The 16,571-nt window shown below is 54.2% G+C and carries 16 protein-coding genes; 11 read left to right on the forward strand and 5 right to left on the reverse strand.

Annotation, left to right across the window (positions count from 1 at the left end):
• Positions 1–91: 91 nt before the first annotated feature.
• Complete coding sequence (locus M3194_RS11270) at positions 92–595, reverse strand: hypothetical protein (RefSeq protein ID WP_251653539.1); 504 nt, start codon at positions 593–595, stop codon at positions 92–94.
• A gap of 207 nt (positions 596–802) precedes the next feature.
• On the opposite strand from M3194_RS11270, the gene M3194_RS11275 reads away from it, so the two are divergent.
• From M3194_RS11275 to M3194_RS11305, 8 genes are all read left to right on the forward strand, one after another.
• The gene (locus tag M3194_RS11275; protein ID WP_251653540.1) at positions 803–1,033 is read left to right on the forward strand and encodes a hypothetical protein; all 231 of its coding nucleotides are present in this window, start codon (positions 803–805) and stop codon (positions 1,031–1,033) included.
• A 146-nt stretch (positions 1,034–1,179) separates the two neighbouring features.
• Complete coding sequence (gene map / locus M3194_RS11280) at positions 1,180–1,926, forward strand: type I methionyl aminopeptidase (protein WP_251653542.1); 747 nt, start codon at positions 1,180–1,182, stop codon at positions 1,924–1,926.
• Between the two features lie 270 nt (positions 1,927–2,196).
• A complete protein-coding gene (locus M3194_RS11285; protein ID WP_397334310.1) occupies positions 2,197–4,407 on the forward strand; it encodes a bifunctional 2',3'-cyclic-nucleotide 2'-phosphodiesterase/3'-nucleotidase in 2,211 nt (736 codons plus the stop codon).
• Between the two features lie 175 nt (positions 4,408–4,582).
• Positions 4,583–4,882: a hypothetical protein gene (locus M3194_RS31825; RefSeq protein WP_311290453.1), complete on the forward strand. Its 300-nt coding sequence runs from the start codon at positions 4,583–4,585 to the stop codon at positions 4,880–4,882.
• Positions 4,883–4,943: 61 nt separating this feature from the next.
• On the forward strand, positions 4,944–5,165 hold the full coding sequence (locus tag M3194_RS31830) for a hypothetical protein (protein ID WP_311290455.1): 222 nt from the start codon (positions 4,944–4,946) through the stop codon (positions 5,163–5,165).
• 22 nt (positions 5,166–5,187) lie between these two features.
• On the forward strand, positions 5,188–6,348 hold the full coding sequence (locus M3194_RS11295) for a glycoside hydrolase family 172 protein (RefSeq protein ID WP_251653543.1): 1,161 nt from the start codon (positions 5,188–5,190) through the stop codon (positions 6,346–6,348).
• Positions 6,251–6,571, forward strand: coding sequence for a GH32 C-terminal domain-containing protein (locus tag M3194_RS11300; RefSeq protein ID WP_311290457.1), 321 nt, complete (start codon positions 6,251–6,253; stop codon positions 6,569–6,571). The genes M3194_RS11295 and M3194_RS11300 overlap by 98 nt, the downstream gene beginning before the upstream one ends.
• A 126-nt stretch (positions 6,572–6,697) precedes the next feature.
• Complete coding sequence (locus M3194_RS11305) at positions 6,698–8,668, forward strand: GTP-binding protein (protein ID WP_251654241.1); 1,971 nt, start codon at positions 6,698–6,700, stop codon at positions 8,666–8,668.
• A gap of 4 nt (positions 8,669–8,672) precedes the next feature.
• Here M3194_RS11305 and M3194_RS11310 read toward each other — a convergent pair whose 3' ends face one another.
• The gene (locus M3194_RS11310) at positions 8,673–9,716 is read right to left on the reverse strand and encodes a YeiH family protein (RefSeq protein WP_251653546.1); all 1,044 of its coding nucleotides are present in this window, start codon (positions 9,714–9,716) and stop codon (positions 8,673–8,675) included.
• A gap of 123 nt (positions 9,717–9,839) precedes the next feature.
• On the opposite strand from M3194_RS11310, the gene M3194_RS11315 reads away from it, so the two are divergent.
• Positions 9,840–10,736: a LysR family transcriptional regulator gene (locus M3194_RS11315; RefSeq protein ID WP_251653548.1), complete on the forward strand. Its 897-nt coding sequence runs from the start codon at positions 9,840–9,842 to the stop codon at positions 10,734–10,736.
• A gap of 85 nt (positions 10,737–10,821) precedes the next feature.
• Here M3194_RS11315 and M3194_RS11320 read toward each other — a convergent pair whose 3' ends face one another.
• Positions 10,822–11,796: an aldo/keto reductase gene (locus tag M3194_RS11320; RefSeq protein WP_251653550.1), complete on the reverse strand. Its 975-nt coding sequence runs from the start codon at positions 11,794–11,796 to the stop codon at positions 10,822–10,824.
• A gap of 209 nt (positions 11,797–12,005) precedes the next feature.
• On the opposite strand from M3194_RS11320, the gene M3194_RS11325 reads away from it, so the two are divergent.
• Positions 12,006–12,419 carry a glycosyltransferase gene (locus M3194_RS11325; protein WP_251653551.1) on the forward strand — a complete coding sequence of 138 codons (414 nt, stop codon included), beginning with the start codon at positions 12,006–12,008 and terminating at the stop codon, positions 12,417–12,419.
• 3 nt (positions 12,420–12,422) lie between these two features.
• On the opposite strand, the gene dapA is transcribed toward M3194_RS11325, so the two are convergent.
• Positions 12,423–13,295: a 4-hydroxy-tetrahydrodipicolinate synthase gene (dapA, locus tag M3194_RS11330; RefSeq protein WP_251653553.1), complete on the reverse strand. Its 873-nt coding sequence runs from the start codon at positions 13,293–13,295 to the stop codon at positions 12,423–12,425.
• Between the two features lie 130 nt (positions 13,296–13,425).
• Here dapA and M3194_RS11335 point away from each other — a divergent pair, with 130 nt between their 5' ends.
• Positions 13,426–14,307 (forward strand): LysR family transcriptional regulator, encoded by an 882-nt coding sequence (locus M3194_RS11335; protein WP_251653555.1) that lies wholly within the window; start codon positions 13,426–13,428, stop codon positions 14,305–14,307.
• A gap of 56 nt (positions 14,308–14,363) precedes the next feature.
• Here M3194_RS11335 and M3194_RS11340 read toward each other — a convergent pair whose 3' ends face one another.
• Positions 14,364–16,457, reverse strand: a complete 2,094-nt coding sequence (locus tag M3194_RS11340) for a multicopper oxidase family protein (RefSeq protein WP_251653556.1) — start codon at positions 16,455–16,457, stop codon at positions 14,364–14,366.
• Between the last annotated feature and the right edge of the window lie 114 nt (positions 16,458–16,571).

Raw genomic sequence — 16,571 nt, forward strand, 5'->3', positions numbered from 1 at the left:
TCAATAATTGGAAGAGGAGCGGTAGGTTTAATAGGGGAAGTGGAGAATGAAAAAGGAGCAGCCTTCGTCCTAAAGGCAGCTCCTTACGCGTTTATTGTTCCTTGCGGCGCATCACCAGCGCGGCAGCCCCTACAATGATGAGGGCAATGGCGAGGAACGGACGTACGACCTCCACTTGATTGAGGAATGAACCAAGCGAGAATACCGCGAAGAACAAGAGTCCAAGCACGACTAGAATATTGATCGGAATCAGCAGCCACTTGTTCCGGTTGCCGAACCAGTAGAACTCGAAGAGGCCTGCAGCGACCGCGATAATAAAGCCGGGCCACATGTAGACCCAATTATCGAACAGCATGGCGATCTGCGACGTCACGCCGGACACCAGCAGGATACCGCCGGGGATCAGGACGCCAATGCCTTTGCGGCCGGTCATCGAGAAATATAGCCAGTGGAAAAACAATCCCAGCGGGATGACGAATAAGCTTGGCCAGAAGTAACCGAATAGATTGCCCGGGCCAAAGTTCGTTCCTTTATTCAACAGTAAGTATGCACCAAGAAGAATAAAAACAGGGCCAAGAATGGACCTTTTATTCATTGCGCTCATCTCCTTTAGGTACAGCATATCATGCTGTTTTTTAGAAGTCCTCATTCTTTAGGTCACAACTGGAACCCGACTAAAGTCCAGTCCTGTAAAAAATTCGTCGTATTAGTCATAATCTCACAGATTACGACATTTTACACCTCTTGTAGGATTCTATGAAAGCGCTACAATTAAGATATAAATGAGTAGGAGGTGAGCACGATGAGCCATGAAGAAGAAATCGTTCAAGCAGCGGAGGAATCCGTAGAAGAAGTGGCAGCGGCTGAAGAAGCTGCTGAGGAAATTGCTGAAGAGGTTGTAGCGGCTGCCGAAGAAGAGGCGGTTGAAGCAGCTGAAGAAGAAGCGGCAGTAGCTGAAGAAGAGGCTGCAGTTTCTGAAGAAGCAGAGGCAGATGCTGAAGAAGCATCCGATGACGAAGCAGAAGAACAATGATTACGGTCATTTTACAAATAAACTAATCAATAATCCCCTTCGGGTCCGAAGGGGATTATTTTCGTTCTAGACCCTTATAGTATTTGCATGTAAGCTTGTCGCTTTGGTATGCTCTTTATTAATCACCACATAAGGGAGAAGCACAGATGATTACGATTAAAACTGGAGCGGAAATTAACCGCATGCATGAAGCCGGCAAAATTTTGGCCGAAATCCATAGACAAATTGCCAAGCTGATCGCCCCGGGCATTACGACCCATGAGATTGACCAATTTGCCGAGAAGCTGATGAAGCAACACGGCGCAACGCCTGAGCAGAAGGGCTATAAAGGCTATCAATACGCTACCTGCGCATCCATCAACGATGTGATCTGCCATGGCTTTCCGAAGAAGGAGAAGCTGAAGGAAGGCGACATTGTAACGATCGATATGGTCGTTAACTTAAACGGCTGGCTGGCGGACTCCGCATGGTCGTATGCGGTGGGCAATGTCTCCGAGGAAGCGGACCGCCTGCTGCGCGTAACCAAAGAGTCGCTGTACAAAGGCATCGAGCAGGCCATTGCAGGCAACCGGATTGGCGATGTGTCCCATGCGATCCAGGTTTACGCCGAGGCCGAGGGCTTCTCGGTCGTCCGTGACTTTATCGGTCATGGCATTGGCCAAGAGATGCATGAGGATCCGCAGGTTCCGCATTACGGGCCGCCAAACAAAGGTCCGCGCATTAAGGAGGGCATGGTCTTCACGATTGAGCCGATGCTTAATGTGGGTACCTACCAAATGAAGATTGACCAGGACGGCTGGACGGCGCGTACAAGAGACGGCAAGCTGTCCGCGCAGTATGAGCATACGATTGCCATTACAGCGGACGGTCCCATCATTCTGACTGAGCAATAAATCGCAAAGCTGCGAATAAGGGGATATTCGTCCCGGCGGTGCACACCGCCTAAGGCGATGTCTCCTTTTTGTTTTTTTAACATCTGTTCACCCCTCCTCCTGAACGAAAGAAAACCTTACATAATTAGTAATAAAATTACAAAATAATTGCGTGACAATTCAGATTTATTATCCTAAAATGAGGAAAATGATGCCGCCTGCATCCAATCATTCCAACATTATGTCAGGTGAACATCAACAAATAGGGCTAAACAGGGAGGATTTCGTTTGGTGAAGTCAAGAAACCGGGCATGGAGACGAGCTATCGCAACAGCAGTGACGGTTGGTTTAACGGTTATGCCGTTTGCCGCATTGGCGTCTGCGGCGGGAGGCAGCGGGGCAACCGTTCAACTGCGGATACTGGAGACGACCGACCTGCACGTGAACATGGTGAACTATGATTATTTTGCGGACAAGCCGACGGATGAGTACGGATTCGCCAAGACGGCGACGCTGATCAAGCAGGCGCGGGAGGAAGCGCCGAACAGCCTCCTGTTCGATAACGGGGACTTGATTCAGGGCAACCCCCTGGGCGATTATGTGGCGACGGTGGATCCGCTGCAGCAGGGGGAGACCCATCCCGTGTACAAGGCGCTTAATCTGCTGGATTATGATGCGGGGAACATTGGGAACCATGAATTCAATTACGGCCTCGATTTTCTGAAGACTTCGCTTGGCGGAGCGGATTTTCCTTATGTGAATGCGAATGTGTATATCGATGACGGCGATAAAGACGAGACAAACGACAAGAACTATTTCACCCCTTATCTTATTCTCGACAAGGAAGTAAAGGATGAGAGCGGCGCCGTTCATAAGCTGAAGGTTGGCGTGATCGGCTTTGTGCCTCCGCAGATTCTGCAATGGGATAAAGCGAAGCTGGAAGGCAAGGTTATCACCAAAGACATCGTAAAGACAGCGGAGAAGTTCGTGCCTGAGATGAAAGCGAAGGGCGCCGATGTTATCGTCGCCATCCCGCATTCCGGGTTTGAGGATATTCCGCAGACAAATTTGATGGAGAACTCGGTGCTCTATCTGAGCAAAGTGAAGGATATTAACGCCATTTTGTTCGGCCATGCGCATAAAGTGTTCCCGGACAAGTCGTTTGAGGGCAAAGCGGGGGTTGACCTGACTAAGGGAACGATTAATGGCGTGCCGGCTGTAGAGCCGGGCTTCTGGGGAAATAATCTTGGCATTATCGACCTGACGCTGCAACTGAACGACGGCAAATGGACGGTTGCGGATTCGAAGACAGCCGTGAAGCCCATCTACGATGCGGTGAACAAGAAGCCGCTGGTAGATGCGGATCAGGAGGTGCTGGACGCGGTAGCGGAGGATCATCAGCATACGCTTGATTATGTGCGCGGACCGGTAGGGACAACCACGGCGCCGATCAACAGCTTCTTCGCCCTGGTGCAGGACGATCCGTCCATCCAGATCGTGACGAATGCGCAGAAATGGTATGTGGAAAAGCAGCTTCAAGGTACCGACTATGAAGGTATTCCGGTGCTGTCGGCAGGCGCGCCGTTCAAGGCGGGCGGACGCCAAGGCCCTGCTTATTACACCAATATTCCGACTGGCAGCATCGCCATTAAGAACGTAGCCGATCTGTATCTGTATTCCAATACGGTGAATGCCGTGCTTGTAACGGGCGCAGAGCTGAAGGAATGGCTGGAGTGGTCGGCGGGCCAGTTCAATACGGTTAACCCGGCATCAACGGAGAAGCAGGAGCTGATTAACTTCGACTTCCCGACGTATAACTTTGACGTTATTGACGGAGTGACGTACCAGATCGACGTATCAAAGCCTGCGAAGTATACAGCGACAGGCACCTTGTTAAACGCGGATTCCAGCCGGATTGTGAACCTCAAATACGACGGAAAGCCGATTGATCCGGCGAAAAAGTTCGTTGTTGCCTCGAACAATTACCGTGCATCGTCGAGCAAATTCGCGAACCCGGACGGAAAGAGGATCATCCTTGCTTCGCCGGACGAGAACCGTCAGGTTATCATTGATTACATCCGTTCGTTCAAGACGATTAATCCGTCCGCGGACGGCAACTGGTCGCTTGCTCCAATCAACGATAAGGTGAACGTGGCCTTTAAGACATCGCCCGACGCAAAAGCCGCAGCGGGAGCGATCAAGTCGCTTTCCTACGTTGGCGCTACCGAGGACGGTTATGCGGAATTCAAGCTGAGCTTTGCCGCGCCGGCAACGACAGTGCCCGAGCCTCCGGCGAAGCCGGATCCAAAGCCTGAGCCAAAACCCGATCCAAAGCCGGAGACTCCGGCCGATATCGTCTATATCGTGAAGAAGGGCGATACGTTATGGGCGATTGCCAATAAATACGGCACAACCTGGCAGAAGCTTGCGAAGCACAACAAGCTGAAGAATCCGAATCGGATCTACGTCGGCCAAAAGATTCTTATCCCGGCGGGCAAATAAGGCGGTATGAACACAAGATGACTCCCGATTAAGTTGGGGAGTCATCTTTTTTGTTGACCCGATCGCTTGTATATGCCGTGCTTCTGGCCGGAAGCGCGTTCAGCCTGCTCCCGTTAATCTGGTTATTGCGCAGCGCGTTTATGGATATGGGGCAGATCTTCGAGATGCCGCCGGTGTGGATTCCGAATCCCATCCGCATCTCGAATTTTTCGGACGCGCTAAAGACGCTGCCGTTCGGGAAGTTTTTATCAACACGTTTATTATTGTCATCCTGACCATGGCGGGCGTGGTTATCACGTGTTCGATCAGCGCCTACAGCTTCGCGCGCATGAAATGGCGGGACCGCGATCTGATGTTCGCGCTTCTGCTGTCGAGCATGATGCTGCCTTACGCGGTTACGCTTATTCCTTCGTTTATCGGCTGGAGCAAGAGTGGGCTGACGAATACGTTTGTTCCTCTGATCGCGCCGGCTTAGTTCGGAGGAGGAGCCTTAAATATCTTCCTGATCGCAGATCGTCGTTGGCCTGGTTACCTTTTTGGGCTCCTGGAATGATTTCCTTGGACCGCTTGTATATTTGAACAGCGAGTCCAAATATACGCTTGCATTGGGACTTCAGCAGTTTAAAGGCATGTATGCGACGGAATGGCATCTGATGATTGCGGCGGCAACGGTTGTGCTGGCTCCGGCGATTATCGTATTCTTTACAAGACAGAGGTATTTTGTGGAAGGCATTACTTTAACGGGCATTAAAGGATAAATAACGAAATGGAGCGATCAGAATGCAGGAACTGTATTTGCGCAAAGAGGGAACTTCCCACCGGGAATCCAGCTGGGACAAAACCGGCGGCAATCGGGATTTCATGGAGATCAAAGCAGGGACTACCGCAGTTATCTCGGACATTCGAGGACCGGGCATTATCAAGCATATCTGGATGACTATAGGTGCCCGCGACAAGTATGCATTCCGCAAAGTGCTGATCCGCATGTATTGGGACGGAGAGGCCGAGCCTAGCGTGGATTCGCCGGTTGGAGATTTCTTCGGGGTTGGGCACGGCGTGGCCAGCCATTACGTCTCGATGCCGCTTAACATGATTACGACCCAAGGCGTAGTGGAGAATAAAGCGGCCATGAACTGCTTCTTCGAAATGCCTTTTCGCCAAAGCGCGCGGATCGAAATCGTAAACGAATGCGAGAACGATATAGTGCTATACTTCTATGTGGACTACGTGAAGCAGCCGGTATCCGACGACAGTTTCTATTTCCACGCCTCGTGGAGAAGAGAGAATCCGACCAAGGGGGCGGCCGATCTGGACCGGCTTAAGGCGGAGCATGACCGGCAGAGCAAGCCCCACTACGCGCATGACGAAAAGGTAAGCGAGATCAAGAATTTAACCGGCGATGACAACTACGTTCTGCTGGATGCCGAAGGCGAGGGCCATTACGTAGGCTGCAACCTCAGCATCGATCACATTAACCCCGTTCCGGGCTTCAGCTGGCCGGGCGAAGGCGACGACATGTTCTTCATTGACGGAGAGCCTTGGCCGCCGCGCCTGCACGGCACGGGAACGGAGGATTACTTCTGCGCCGCTTGGGGTTATCCGTCCGGCCACTATTATGCGCCTTACCACGGCTTATCGCTGTACGCGCCAATCCGCGAGAACGGCGATGCCTGGAAGGAGAGCAACACGATCTCATTCAACGATTATTCCGGCAAAATGACGCAGTACCGCTATCACATCACCGATCCGATCATCTTCCGAAAATCGATTCGCTTCAGCATTGAGCATGGGCACGGGAACGCGCAGTCTAACGACTATTCTTCGGTGGCTTATTGGTATCAGCGTGAACCGCATAAAGCTTTCTCCGAGATGCTGCCCGTGGAGCTTCGCCTGCCGCTTGCCGAGAAGGAAAGCGCAAGACGCTTCTACCGGACATTCTAATTTTGGGGAACTGCCTTCAGGTGAAGGCGCGGTGAATCTCCGGATTTTTGCGGACCAGTCGATTGTCGAGGTATTCGCGGATGACGAAACATGCCTGACCGCAAGAGCTTACCCATCCTTGGAAGACAGCGATGGCACTGCGCTCGGCGGCAGCGGCGGGCTGCTTGTCTCCAGATTGGACATCTGGAAGATGAACGCGGCGGATATCCGGTCCAAGGTTTAAATACGAATTGCCGAAAAAAACAGCCTCCGGGCTGTTTTTTTTGTTGATGAATTGGCTCGGCAGGTTTACGCTAGGCGTAAGGACAACATGCCGCTGGCCGCGGCAGGAATGGGAGAACCAAAAGCGATGACAGGCAGGGACAGCGCCAAACGGCGTAATGTAGGCATCTTTGCGCATGTTGATGCCGGGAAAACAACAACGACAGAGCATATGCTGTTCGTCAGCGGACGAACGCGCGCGCTTGGCAGCGTAGATGCGGGAACGGCGCTTACGGATTGGTTGGACGTGGAGAAGGAACGGGGGATCTCCGTACGGGCGGCAACAACGTCATTTGTATGGCAGAATACGAATATTAACCTTGTGGATACGCCGGGGCATGTCGATTTCTTATCGGAGGTCGAGCGCTCCCTGCGGGTGATGGACGGCGCCGTGCTGATTCTGTCGGCTGTTGAAGGCGTGCAGGCGCAGACGGAGATGATCTGGAACGCGCTGCGCAAGCTTCGTATTCCAACCATTGTTTATATTAATAAAATGGATCGTGTCGGAGCAGACCGGGAGGCCGTACTGCGCGATATTCGCAGTTACTTGTCGCCGGATATAATAGAGGTGCAACGTCCGCTCGGAAGCGAGCAGCAGTTCGCGGGCTCCGAGGATCTTTGGAAGCAAGGTGCGGATGAAGCGGCTTTTACCGCGTTAGTGGAAGCCGTTGCCGAGCGGGATGAGGAGCTGCTTCAGCGCTATATAAGCGGTGAAACGGAAGATTGGAAGAACCATGCGGCCGGTATGACGAAGCGGGCGGAGCTTTTTCCCGTAGTATATGGGGCATCGGGCAAGGGTATTGGCGTAACGGAGCTGATGGATGCCATTATCGATTACTTGCCGGAGCCTGGCGGAGATCGGGAGGGGTCGCTGTCGGGTATTGTGTTCAAGATCGAACGCGATAAGACGATGGGGCGAATGGCATTCGTGCGGCTCTATGAGGGAACGATGCGCAACCGTGACGTGATCCGGAATTATACGCAAAATATCGATGAAAAGGTGACGCAGATCCGCAAGGTGGAAGGCAGCCGTTCCGAGGATCTGGGCATGCTGGAAGCCGGCGATATCGCGGCGGTATGCGGGATGTCGCATGTTCGGATTGGCGACATTATCGGGGTTCCCGATGCGGTGCCCGAGGAAGTTCGGCTTGCGGTACCGCTCTTGACGGTGCAGGCTCATTGGGCGGATCAGCAGCAGTATCCGGCCATGGTGCAGGCTTTGCAGGAGCTGTCGGACGAGGATCCGCTGCTCGATGTGCAGTGGCTGCAGGAGGAACGGGAGCTGCATGTGAAGGTGATGGGCCCGATTCAGCTGGAGATTCTGGCCAGCGTGCTCGAGAACCGTTACGGTCTGCAGGTGAGATTCGGACAGCCTTCGGTTATTTACAAGGAGACGCCAAGTCAGCCGGGCGAGGGCTATATTGCTTATCTGATGCCGAAGCCTTGCTGGGCGATTCTGCGGTTCCGCATCGAGCCTGGCGAGCGCGGAAGCGGCTTGCGCTATGAGGCATTCGTCCGCTCGGAGGATTTGCTTCCCCAATATCAGAATGAAGTGGCAAGACGCGTGCCGGAGGCCCTGCAGCAAGGGCTGAAGGGCTGGGAGGTCGTTGACCTCAAGATCACGTTGATCGAAGGCCAGCATCATGTGTGGCATACGCATCCGCTGGATTTCGCCGTGGCGACGCCGATGGGCATTATGAACGGACTTGCCTCGGTCGGCACAACGCTGCTGGAGCCGGTGCTTCAGTTCCGCATCGTTGTCCCGGAGGAGAACGGCGGCCGCGTCATGAACGACCTGAGCCTGATGCGCGGCTCGTTTGACGCGCCAACGCTGCATGGCGACAGGCTTATTATCGAGGGACGCGTACCGGCGGCAACCTCGCTCGAGTATCCGATGGAGCTGAACTCGCTCACGAAAGGAAGGGGCACGATCGCAACCTTCTTCTCCGGGTATGAGGAATGCCCGCCGGATGTGACGGCGGAGCGGACCCGCCGCGGCGTCAATCCGCTTGACCAGTCGAAATATATATTAAGCGTGCGCAAGGCGCTGCAAGGCTAGTTCGTTAGTAGACGAAGCGAATTAGCAGCAGAGTGACGGCCGACAGCAGAACGGTTGTTGCCGCCATGGCAGCTAGCGGTCTTATCGCCTTGGTTCGCAGGGCGCGGAGATCTACGTTAAGGCCAAGACCTACCATGGCCATCGCAAGCAGGAAACCCGGAGCCTGCTGAAGGAAAGCCATGGCAGGTACCGGGATTTCCATTGCGGTACCTGGCGTCAGGCTGCCATATACGCTCATGAGGACAAAACCGATAAGAAACCATGGGAAGGCAACGGTTGTTCCAGGCGACAAAGTGCCGCGGCGTTTCATGATCAGCACGAGAATGAAGCTGACGGGGACAAGGAGCAGCACGCGGCTAAGCTTTGCCAGCAGACCGGCTTCAACAGCTTCCTGACCGGCAGCGCTTGCCGCAAGCGGCACATGCGCGATCTCGTGCAGGGTAAGGCCGCTCCAGACGCCGTATTGGATCTCCGTCAGAGGAAGCACGGGAAGCAGCGCCGTATAGCCGATTGCGGCAATCGTGCCAATCAAGGCAATTAATCCGGCTCCGGCGGCGGTATCATCGTCCCGTGCTTTCAAGATGGGCGAGACGGCTGCAATTGCGGCTGCGCCGCAAATGCCGGTGCCGATGCCAAGCAGGAGCGACAGCGGGGTATCGGCCTTCAGCTTGCGGGCAATAAGCAGCATGCAGCCGATGGCGAAGGCCACGGTGACCGCTCCTTGAAGCAGAAGCGCCGGTCCTTGATGGAGCAATGTGCCGATGTTGAGCCGAAGACCGCATAATATAATAGCTAGCTTAAGCAAATGCTTGGAAGCGAATTGAATGCCTGCCCGAAGCCTCTCCGGGTAACCGATAAACTGACGGGCAATGATGGTTCCGGTCAATGCCAGAGCCATTTGTCCGATATGATCTAGTCCCGGCAGGCGGGCCAGCCCATATGCGGCGGCAGCAATGGCTGCCGTCAGCATAAGGCCGGCAATCCGTTCGAGCAGCGGGAGGAAGCGTTTATTTTTAGGAACAAGAGCGTAGGGGATTAGCGTGTTCATCCGTATCACCTCGATGTTGTTGGTGGTTGATGGCTTAAGCTTACCCGACTCTTTACGATAAGAAAAATAAATAGTTATTATTATCATAATAATGAAATACTTATGATGGAGGCGTGGAGGGTTATGGATCAATCGTTACTCGTCTTTATGACTGTTGCGGAGAAGAATAATTTCACGCGTGCCGCGGAGGCGCTTCATATGACTCAGCCGGCGGTTAGCCAGCATATTCAGGCCTTGGAGAGCAGTATCGGCGCCAAGCTGCTCGATCGCAGCAATAAACACGTCCGTTTGAATAAGGCGGGGGAGATTGTTTACAGACATGGCAAGGAGATCGAGGGACTGTATACCCGCATGCAGCGTCTTGTTGACGATCTGATGCATACCGCAAGCGGAACGTTGACCATTGGGGCAAGCTACACCTTTGGCGAATATGTGCTGCCGCATGCGATCGCCTATTTGCAGGCGCATTATCCGATGATTAAGCCGACGATTACTATAGGCAATACGAAGGAGATCAGTTCGCTGGTAGCCGGCGGTCAGCTTGATATCGGCATTGTGGAAGGCGAGCTGGAGCATGAGCGACTGCATGCCGAGTCTTTTGCGAAGGATCGGATGTACGTAGTGGCGGCATCGTCGCATTCTCTTGGCCGGGTTCACGATACGAATGCCGCTAGCTTGCAGCAGGAGACCTGGATTGTCCGGGAAGAGGGCTCGGGGACAAGGGAAGTAACGGAGCGAATGTTTATGGAGCAGGGGGTGAATCCCGAGAACCGCATGGTATTTGGCAGTACGCAGATTATTAAAGAATCGGTCGAGGCTGGTCTTGGCATCTCGTTATTATCCCATTGGGCGGTCCGCAAGGAAATTGCGCTTGGCACGATCAGCAAGCTGACGGTAGGCGGAAGAGCGGTTGAACGGGACTTCACGCTGCTCACCGGACTTCATCAGCAGCATACAAAGGCAGCCGAGTTGTTTATCGATATTTTGCGGGAGCGGAAGGGCTGGCCGGAACAGCCTTAACCGTTCAACGAACAAGGGACCCTTCCTCGCAAGCCGATGGCTGACAGGAAAGGTCCCTTGTTCTACAATGCCGGAGGAATCTGCTTTACGATAAACGGTACAGCGCAAACGGCTCCCCGTTCCGGAACGGACGGCTTAACGTATCCAGTTCTTCTAATGCGGCAGCATCAAGCGGCAGTTCAACGCTGCCTAAGTTATGCTCCAGCTGTTCGGTGCTTGTTGCTCCTACGATAACGGTGGAAACAGCCGGCTGCTTCATCAGCCAAGCCAGCGACAGGACGCTGGCAGAGCAGCCCAGCTTGTCCGCCAGACCGCTGACCTGACGTCCGAGCGCAAGGTTATTCTCGTCGAAGAAACGGGTGAAGCCGGGGTTAGTCGCTGCGCGCGAACCGGCCGGGGCTGCTTCTCCGGAACGGTATTTGCCCGTCAGGATTCCGCCTGCCAGCGGGAAGTACGAAATAATGCCAACGCCTTGATCCAGGCATGCCGCAGCGAGCTCGCGCTCCGGCGTACGGTCCGCCAGCGAATAGCTTGTCTGCGTGGAGACGAACCGGTTCAGACCGAGACGGTCGCTGATCCCAAGAGCTTTCATCAGCTCCCACGCGGCATAATTGGAAGCGCCGATATAACGGACTTTGCCGGAGCGGACCATATCGTCAAGCGCGCGCAGCGTTTCCTCGAGCGGCGCCTCCGGATCAAAGGTATGGATTTGATAGAGATCAACGTAGTCGGTCTTCAGCCTCTTCAGGCTGTCCTCCAGCTCCAGCATCAGATGATAGCGGGAAGAGCCTCTGGCATTCGGGCCGTCTCCTCTTGCAAGGCCTGCTTTTGTTGCAAGCACGACATCATGGCGCCTGCCTTCCAGAGCGTTCCCGATGATGGATTCCGATGCGGTTGCCGAGTAAATATTAGCCGTATCGATAAAGTTGATGCCGCGGTCAATCGCGGTATGCAGAATGCGTGCCGAAGCGGCTTCGTCCGCGCGCGAGCCAAAAGAGTTCGTGCCAAGTCCCAGCGCAGACACCTTCAGTCCGCTTCCTCCCAGCCGTTTGTATAACATCGTGATCCCTCCATTTATGGTTTTTGGATAAATTCGTTGCAGATAGTATAGCAAAACGTACGGAATGGATGCTATATTTTTAGTAAGCTCGTACGTTATATTTGACATAAAAGTAAAGCGCTTACTTATACTAAATTAAGGGAGATTTAAGCTGTATCGATTATAGTAGCAGTATAGAGCAACATTTTGTCCGAAGGGGATGGGGGAAAATGACGCGTCTGCCAGTTACCTGCTCGATTATCGTACCGGTCTGCAATGACGAGGAAGCGCTGTTTGGCGCCTATAAGCGCCTGAAGCACATCATGAAGCCTGCCGCCATAAGTTATGAATTCATATTTGTGGATAATCACAGCACAGACCGTTCGGCTGAAATGCTGCGCGTCTTCTGCGCCGCGGATATCCGGGTCAGGGTTATCTATTTATCTGCCCGCGCAAGCCATGCCGCCGCTATCGCGGCAGGCATTGACCATGCGGTAGGCTCGGGAATCGCCGTTATGGAAGTGAAGCCGATAGATCGCAAAGCGGATATGGCCGAGCTGTCAAACCCTCATAAAAGCTATGCCATTCGCATGATGGAGGGCTTTACGCATTCCCCGCTCTGGGATTCCGTGCCGGCTGGCTGACTGCTACAGCCATGCGGCGAGCTGCTGCCGGAGCTCCTCCGAGACGGGAGTTAGCGGCAGACGGATATGATCCGAGGCGATGATGCCCTGCCGGGCAAGCAGCCATTTGAGCGGGGCGGGATTAGGCTCCTGGAACAAAAGGCGGATTAAGGGCAATAATGCGCCGAAGGACTGCCTGCTTGCGGTAAGCTGACCTTGCAGGAGCTGTTCATACATCTCTACAAACGCCGCTGTCCGGACACTCGCGGAAGCGACCATGCCGCCGGCTGCACCGCAGCACAGCATGGCATGGAAGTAGAAATCTTCTCCGCACAATACCGGCTTATGGCTTCCGCTACGCGCAAGCTCGATCATAAGCTCGATGCCGCCGGAGCTGTCTTTGATGCCGATAACGCCATCCAGATCCAGAATAGCTTTGACCGTGTCCGGTTTTAGACGTACGCCGGTCCGCGAAGGAATTTCATATGCGATAATCGGAAGGCCGGTGCTGGCTGCCTGTCTATAATGTTCAATAATGCCTTCCTGAGAAGGGCGGCTGTAATAAGGCACGACAACAAGAGCGGCATCTGCGCCAAGCTCTCCGGCGTAGGCTGTTTTCCGTACAGTGGAAGCCGTGTCGTTTGTTCCCGTTCCAACGATAACCGGTTTGTTCGCGAGCTCACAGACAGCTCGTGCCGCGGCAGTAAGGGCCGCCATTTCCTCCAAAGTGACGGTTGGCGATTCGCCGGTCGTGCCGTTCACCACAATACCGTTTGCGCCATCTTCAAGCAGCTTCCTTACATAGAGCGTTAATGACTCCAGATCCACCTCTCCATGAGCACCCATGGGCGTTACCACAGGTACGTAAATCCCTCTCAATTCTTGTTCCCTCAGCATATCTAAGCGCCTCCCACTTGGACTTGAAATCTCTGTCTTTACTGTAGCATGCCTGAAGCATTACAGTTATCTATAATGATTCATGAATATCATCAATATCTTCAATAATTAAGCGGACAGAGGTGGAAGCATGGAGCTGGTCTATCTGCAGACCTTTTGCGAGGTGGCAAGAAGACGGAGCATTACGCGGGCAGCGGAAGAGCTGGGTTATGCGCAGTCTAGCGTGACGATTCAGATTCAGAAGCTGGAAAAAGAATACGGGGCACCGCTCCTGGAGCGGTACGGCAGGCAGATGCGGCTCACACCCCCAGGCGAGAAGCTGTTTGCCTTGGCGGTTCAAATGCTGGAGCTTTACGAGCAATCGAAGGAAACCGTTGCGGGTTATGCGGGCGGCACGCTGGTGATTGGCGCCATAGATTCGCTGGCCGCTTATTTTCTGCCGCCGTATTTGCAGAAGCTGCGGCAGATGTTCCCCGAGCTGACGATTCAGCTACAGCCGGACCGGGAGTCGCAGATCATTAGCAAAGTGAAGGATGGGGAATACGATATCGGACTGCTGCTGGATGCCAAGCGCGCCGATGCGCTGCTTGCCTGCAGACCGCTTCGGGAAGAGCCTCTGGTGCTGGTTGCCCCGGCTGCGCATCCGCTTGCGAATCAGCCCGGGATCGAGCTTCAGGATCTGAACGGCGTGGAGCTGATCATGTCGGAAGAAAGCTGCGTTTACAGAGGGATGTTCGAGAAGGTGCTGCGGGAGAGCGGCATCGCCTTTACTTCCCTTTTCGAGCTTGGTAACCCGGAGGCCGTGAAGCAATGCGTGGTGAACGGTCTTGGTCTTGCGCTGCTTCCTCAGATGGTCGTCGCGGAGGACATCCGGCAGGGAAGAGTGGCAGCACTCCCGTTTGCCCATCCGGCTATCCGCTTCGACCTGCAGTATATGATTCATCCCCGCAAGTGGATGTCCAAGCCGCTTCAGACGTTTATTCAGCTGCTGGGCAGCGAGCAGGAGCAATAAACAACAAAGACGCGCATGCGCTCTCTTAAGGGAAGGGAGTCATGAGCGTCTTTCTGTTATTCCGGATGGTTATGCGTTGCCGTGCCTACCGTATAAGGGGAGGTTATTCCTTCGTACATCAAATGCATCGTCATGCCGGCCGCCGCATGGGCGAGATTATGGCAGTGGTCCATCCACAATCCCGGATTGTCGGCCACAAAAGCGACTTCATAGACCTCTCCCGGAGCTGTATCCAGCGTATCGGTCCACCAAGGGCTGCCGTCAACGGCTTCGCCGTTCCGCGACAGGACCAGCATATGATGCCCGTGAAGATGCATCGGATGCTCTACGGCACCGCGGTTGACGATCGTTGTTTTCACAAGCTCGCCTTCGCGTACCATGTACATTGGCGTATCGGGGAATACCTTCCCGTTAATCGTATAGTTCAGCGCCAGCTTGCCGTTAAAGAAGCCAAGCTGGTTATCCAGCACCATCGTAAACTCCCGGTCGAAATGGCTGTTAGCATCAAATGCCGTAGAGGTCGGGGTGCCGTAGTGCGTCGGATCAAAGACCGGCATATCCGGCACATGCCTCGGCAGTTCGCCTTGCCCGTCCGGACTCATGACGATGCCAAGCTTGCCGCCAAGATCGACATTTAACGTCACCGGCGAATCCGGCATCGTGAAGGTCACGTCATAACGGCCGCCCGTAATAAGATCGAGGCTTACGTTCGCAAGGTCGCCGGGCTCATGCAGATCCGTGCCGTCGATGGCGGCTACCTGGAACTTCGTTCCGAGCAGCTTGAAGGACTGGCGGACCCAGTCATCCGTGTTCGTCAGGCGAAGACGGACCGGCGTACCCGGCGCGATCCGAATATGCTGAATGCCGTCATGATCACCTATGGCAACACCGCCGGCTTCCCAGATATGAGTCATCACCGTGATATCCTTCACATCCTTGGGCATTCCTTCCTCGGGCTCCACAACAAGCGATCCGAACAGCCCCTTTTGTACGGCTTCCTGCGAATCCTGATGGGAGTGGTACCAGAAGGAGCCGACCTGCTCGGCGATGAACCGGTAGGTATAGGCTTCTCCCGGCAGGACGGCATTTTGCGTGGCGCCTGCAACGCCATCCTGCGCATTTGGAACATCAAGGCCATGCCAATGAAGGGTAACCCCTTCAGTAATGTCTTTGTTGATCAGCTTTACCTCGACCAGCTGACCTTTCCGGAACCTCAGCTCCGGACCGGGTATCTGGCCGTTATAGGTCCAAGCTTCTACGGTTCGTCCGGATGCAAGCTTGACGGTCTTCTTCTCGGCGGTCAGCGTAAAGGATACATCGGGTTTTCCCTCGATAGATCCTGTCAGGCTGTCTACGGAAACCTCCTTTACGGGTTCGGCCGAGGCGGTAACCGCGCCGTTGCGATGGTGATGATCGAGCTTTGCGCCCGTTCCGTTATCCATCGGACCTTCCGCCATGGAGATGGTCTCTGGCAGGCGGCTGGCCTGAAGGCCGCTGTAGAACGGGATGCTTCCCAAGGCCAACGCGATTACGAGTACGGCCATCCGGCGCAGCAACCTCATCAAAGGACGGTTGACCGGCTTTGTTCCGGTCAGGCTGACTCTTGAGCTGCGGTTAAGATGCGTCAGCCAGAGCGCCATACCCGCGATCAGGAGCAGCACAAGCGGAATCATTCCGTTTAGCATGTCGAATGGAACGGTTGTAGTGAACGTCCAATATAGTCCGGTTAAGGAGCCAAGCGCAACGAATTGATAAGGTGCAACCACCGCGGGCTGCGAAGCGCGGCTCAGCAGCCTGACATCAAGCGGATTGTTTGTCTTTCGTCCCGTTGCCTGCCGAATACCCCGTAAACGGGGGAAGGAAGTCAGCCACAGCATGAGCGTCGGGATGATCAGGAGAGGCGGAATGAGCAGCCGGTCCTGCCAGAAGACAAATTCCGTTGCCGACATAAGCCAGATCATGCCGGCAAGAATACCGGCGGTAGAGATGGACAGAAAAACGGCCCAGGTTATTAATTTGCGCGCCTTTCGGTTCAGGGTTGCTTCGGTCCCGCTAAACAGCAGGTGGGATGCCTTGTTGCCGGCAATCCAGGCGAGCAGCAGAGTAAGGAACAGGAAGCCCCTTATCACGCTAATAGCTGCAAAATACATACAATCGATTCCTCCGTCCCGGTCGTTGCCGCGGAAAATAGTACATCCGATTCCAAGAAGCCAAGGAAGCTATCCTGTCCACGATGTGATAATATAGTCATAGTTCATTGTAGC

The sequence above is a fragment of the Paenibacillus glycanilyticus genome (assembly GCF_023715145.1).
Lineage (GTDB): Bacteria > Bacillota > Bacilli > Paenibacillales > Paenibacillaceae > Pristimantibacillus > Pristimantibacillus glycanilyticus_A.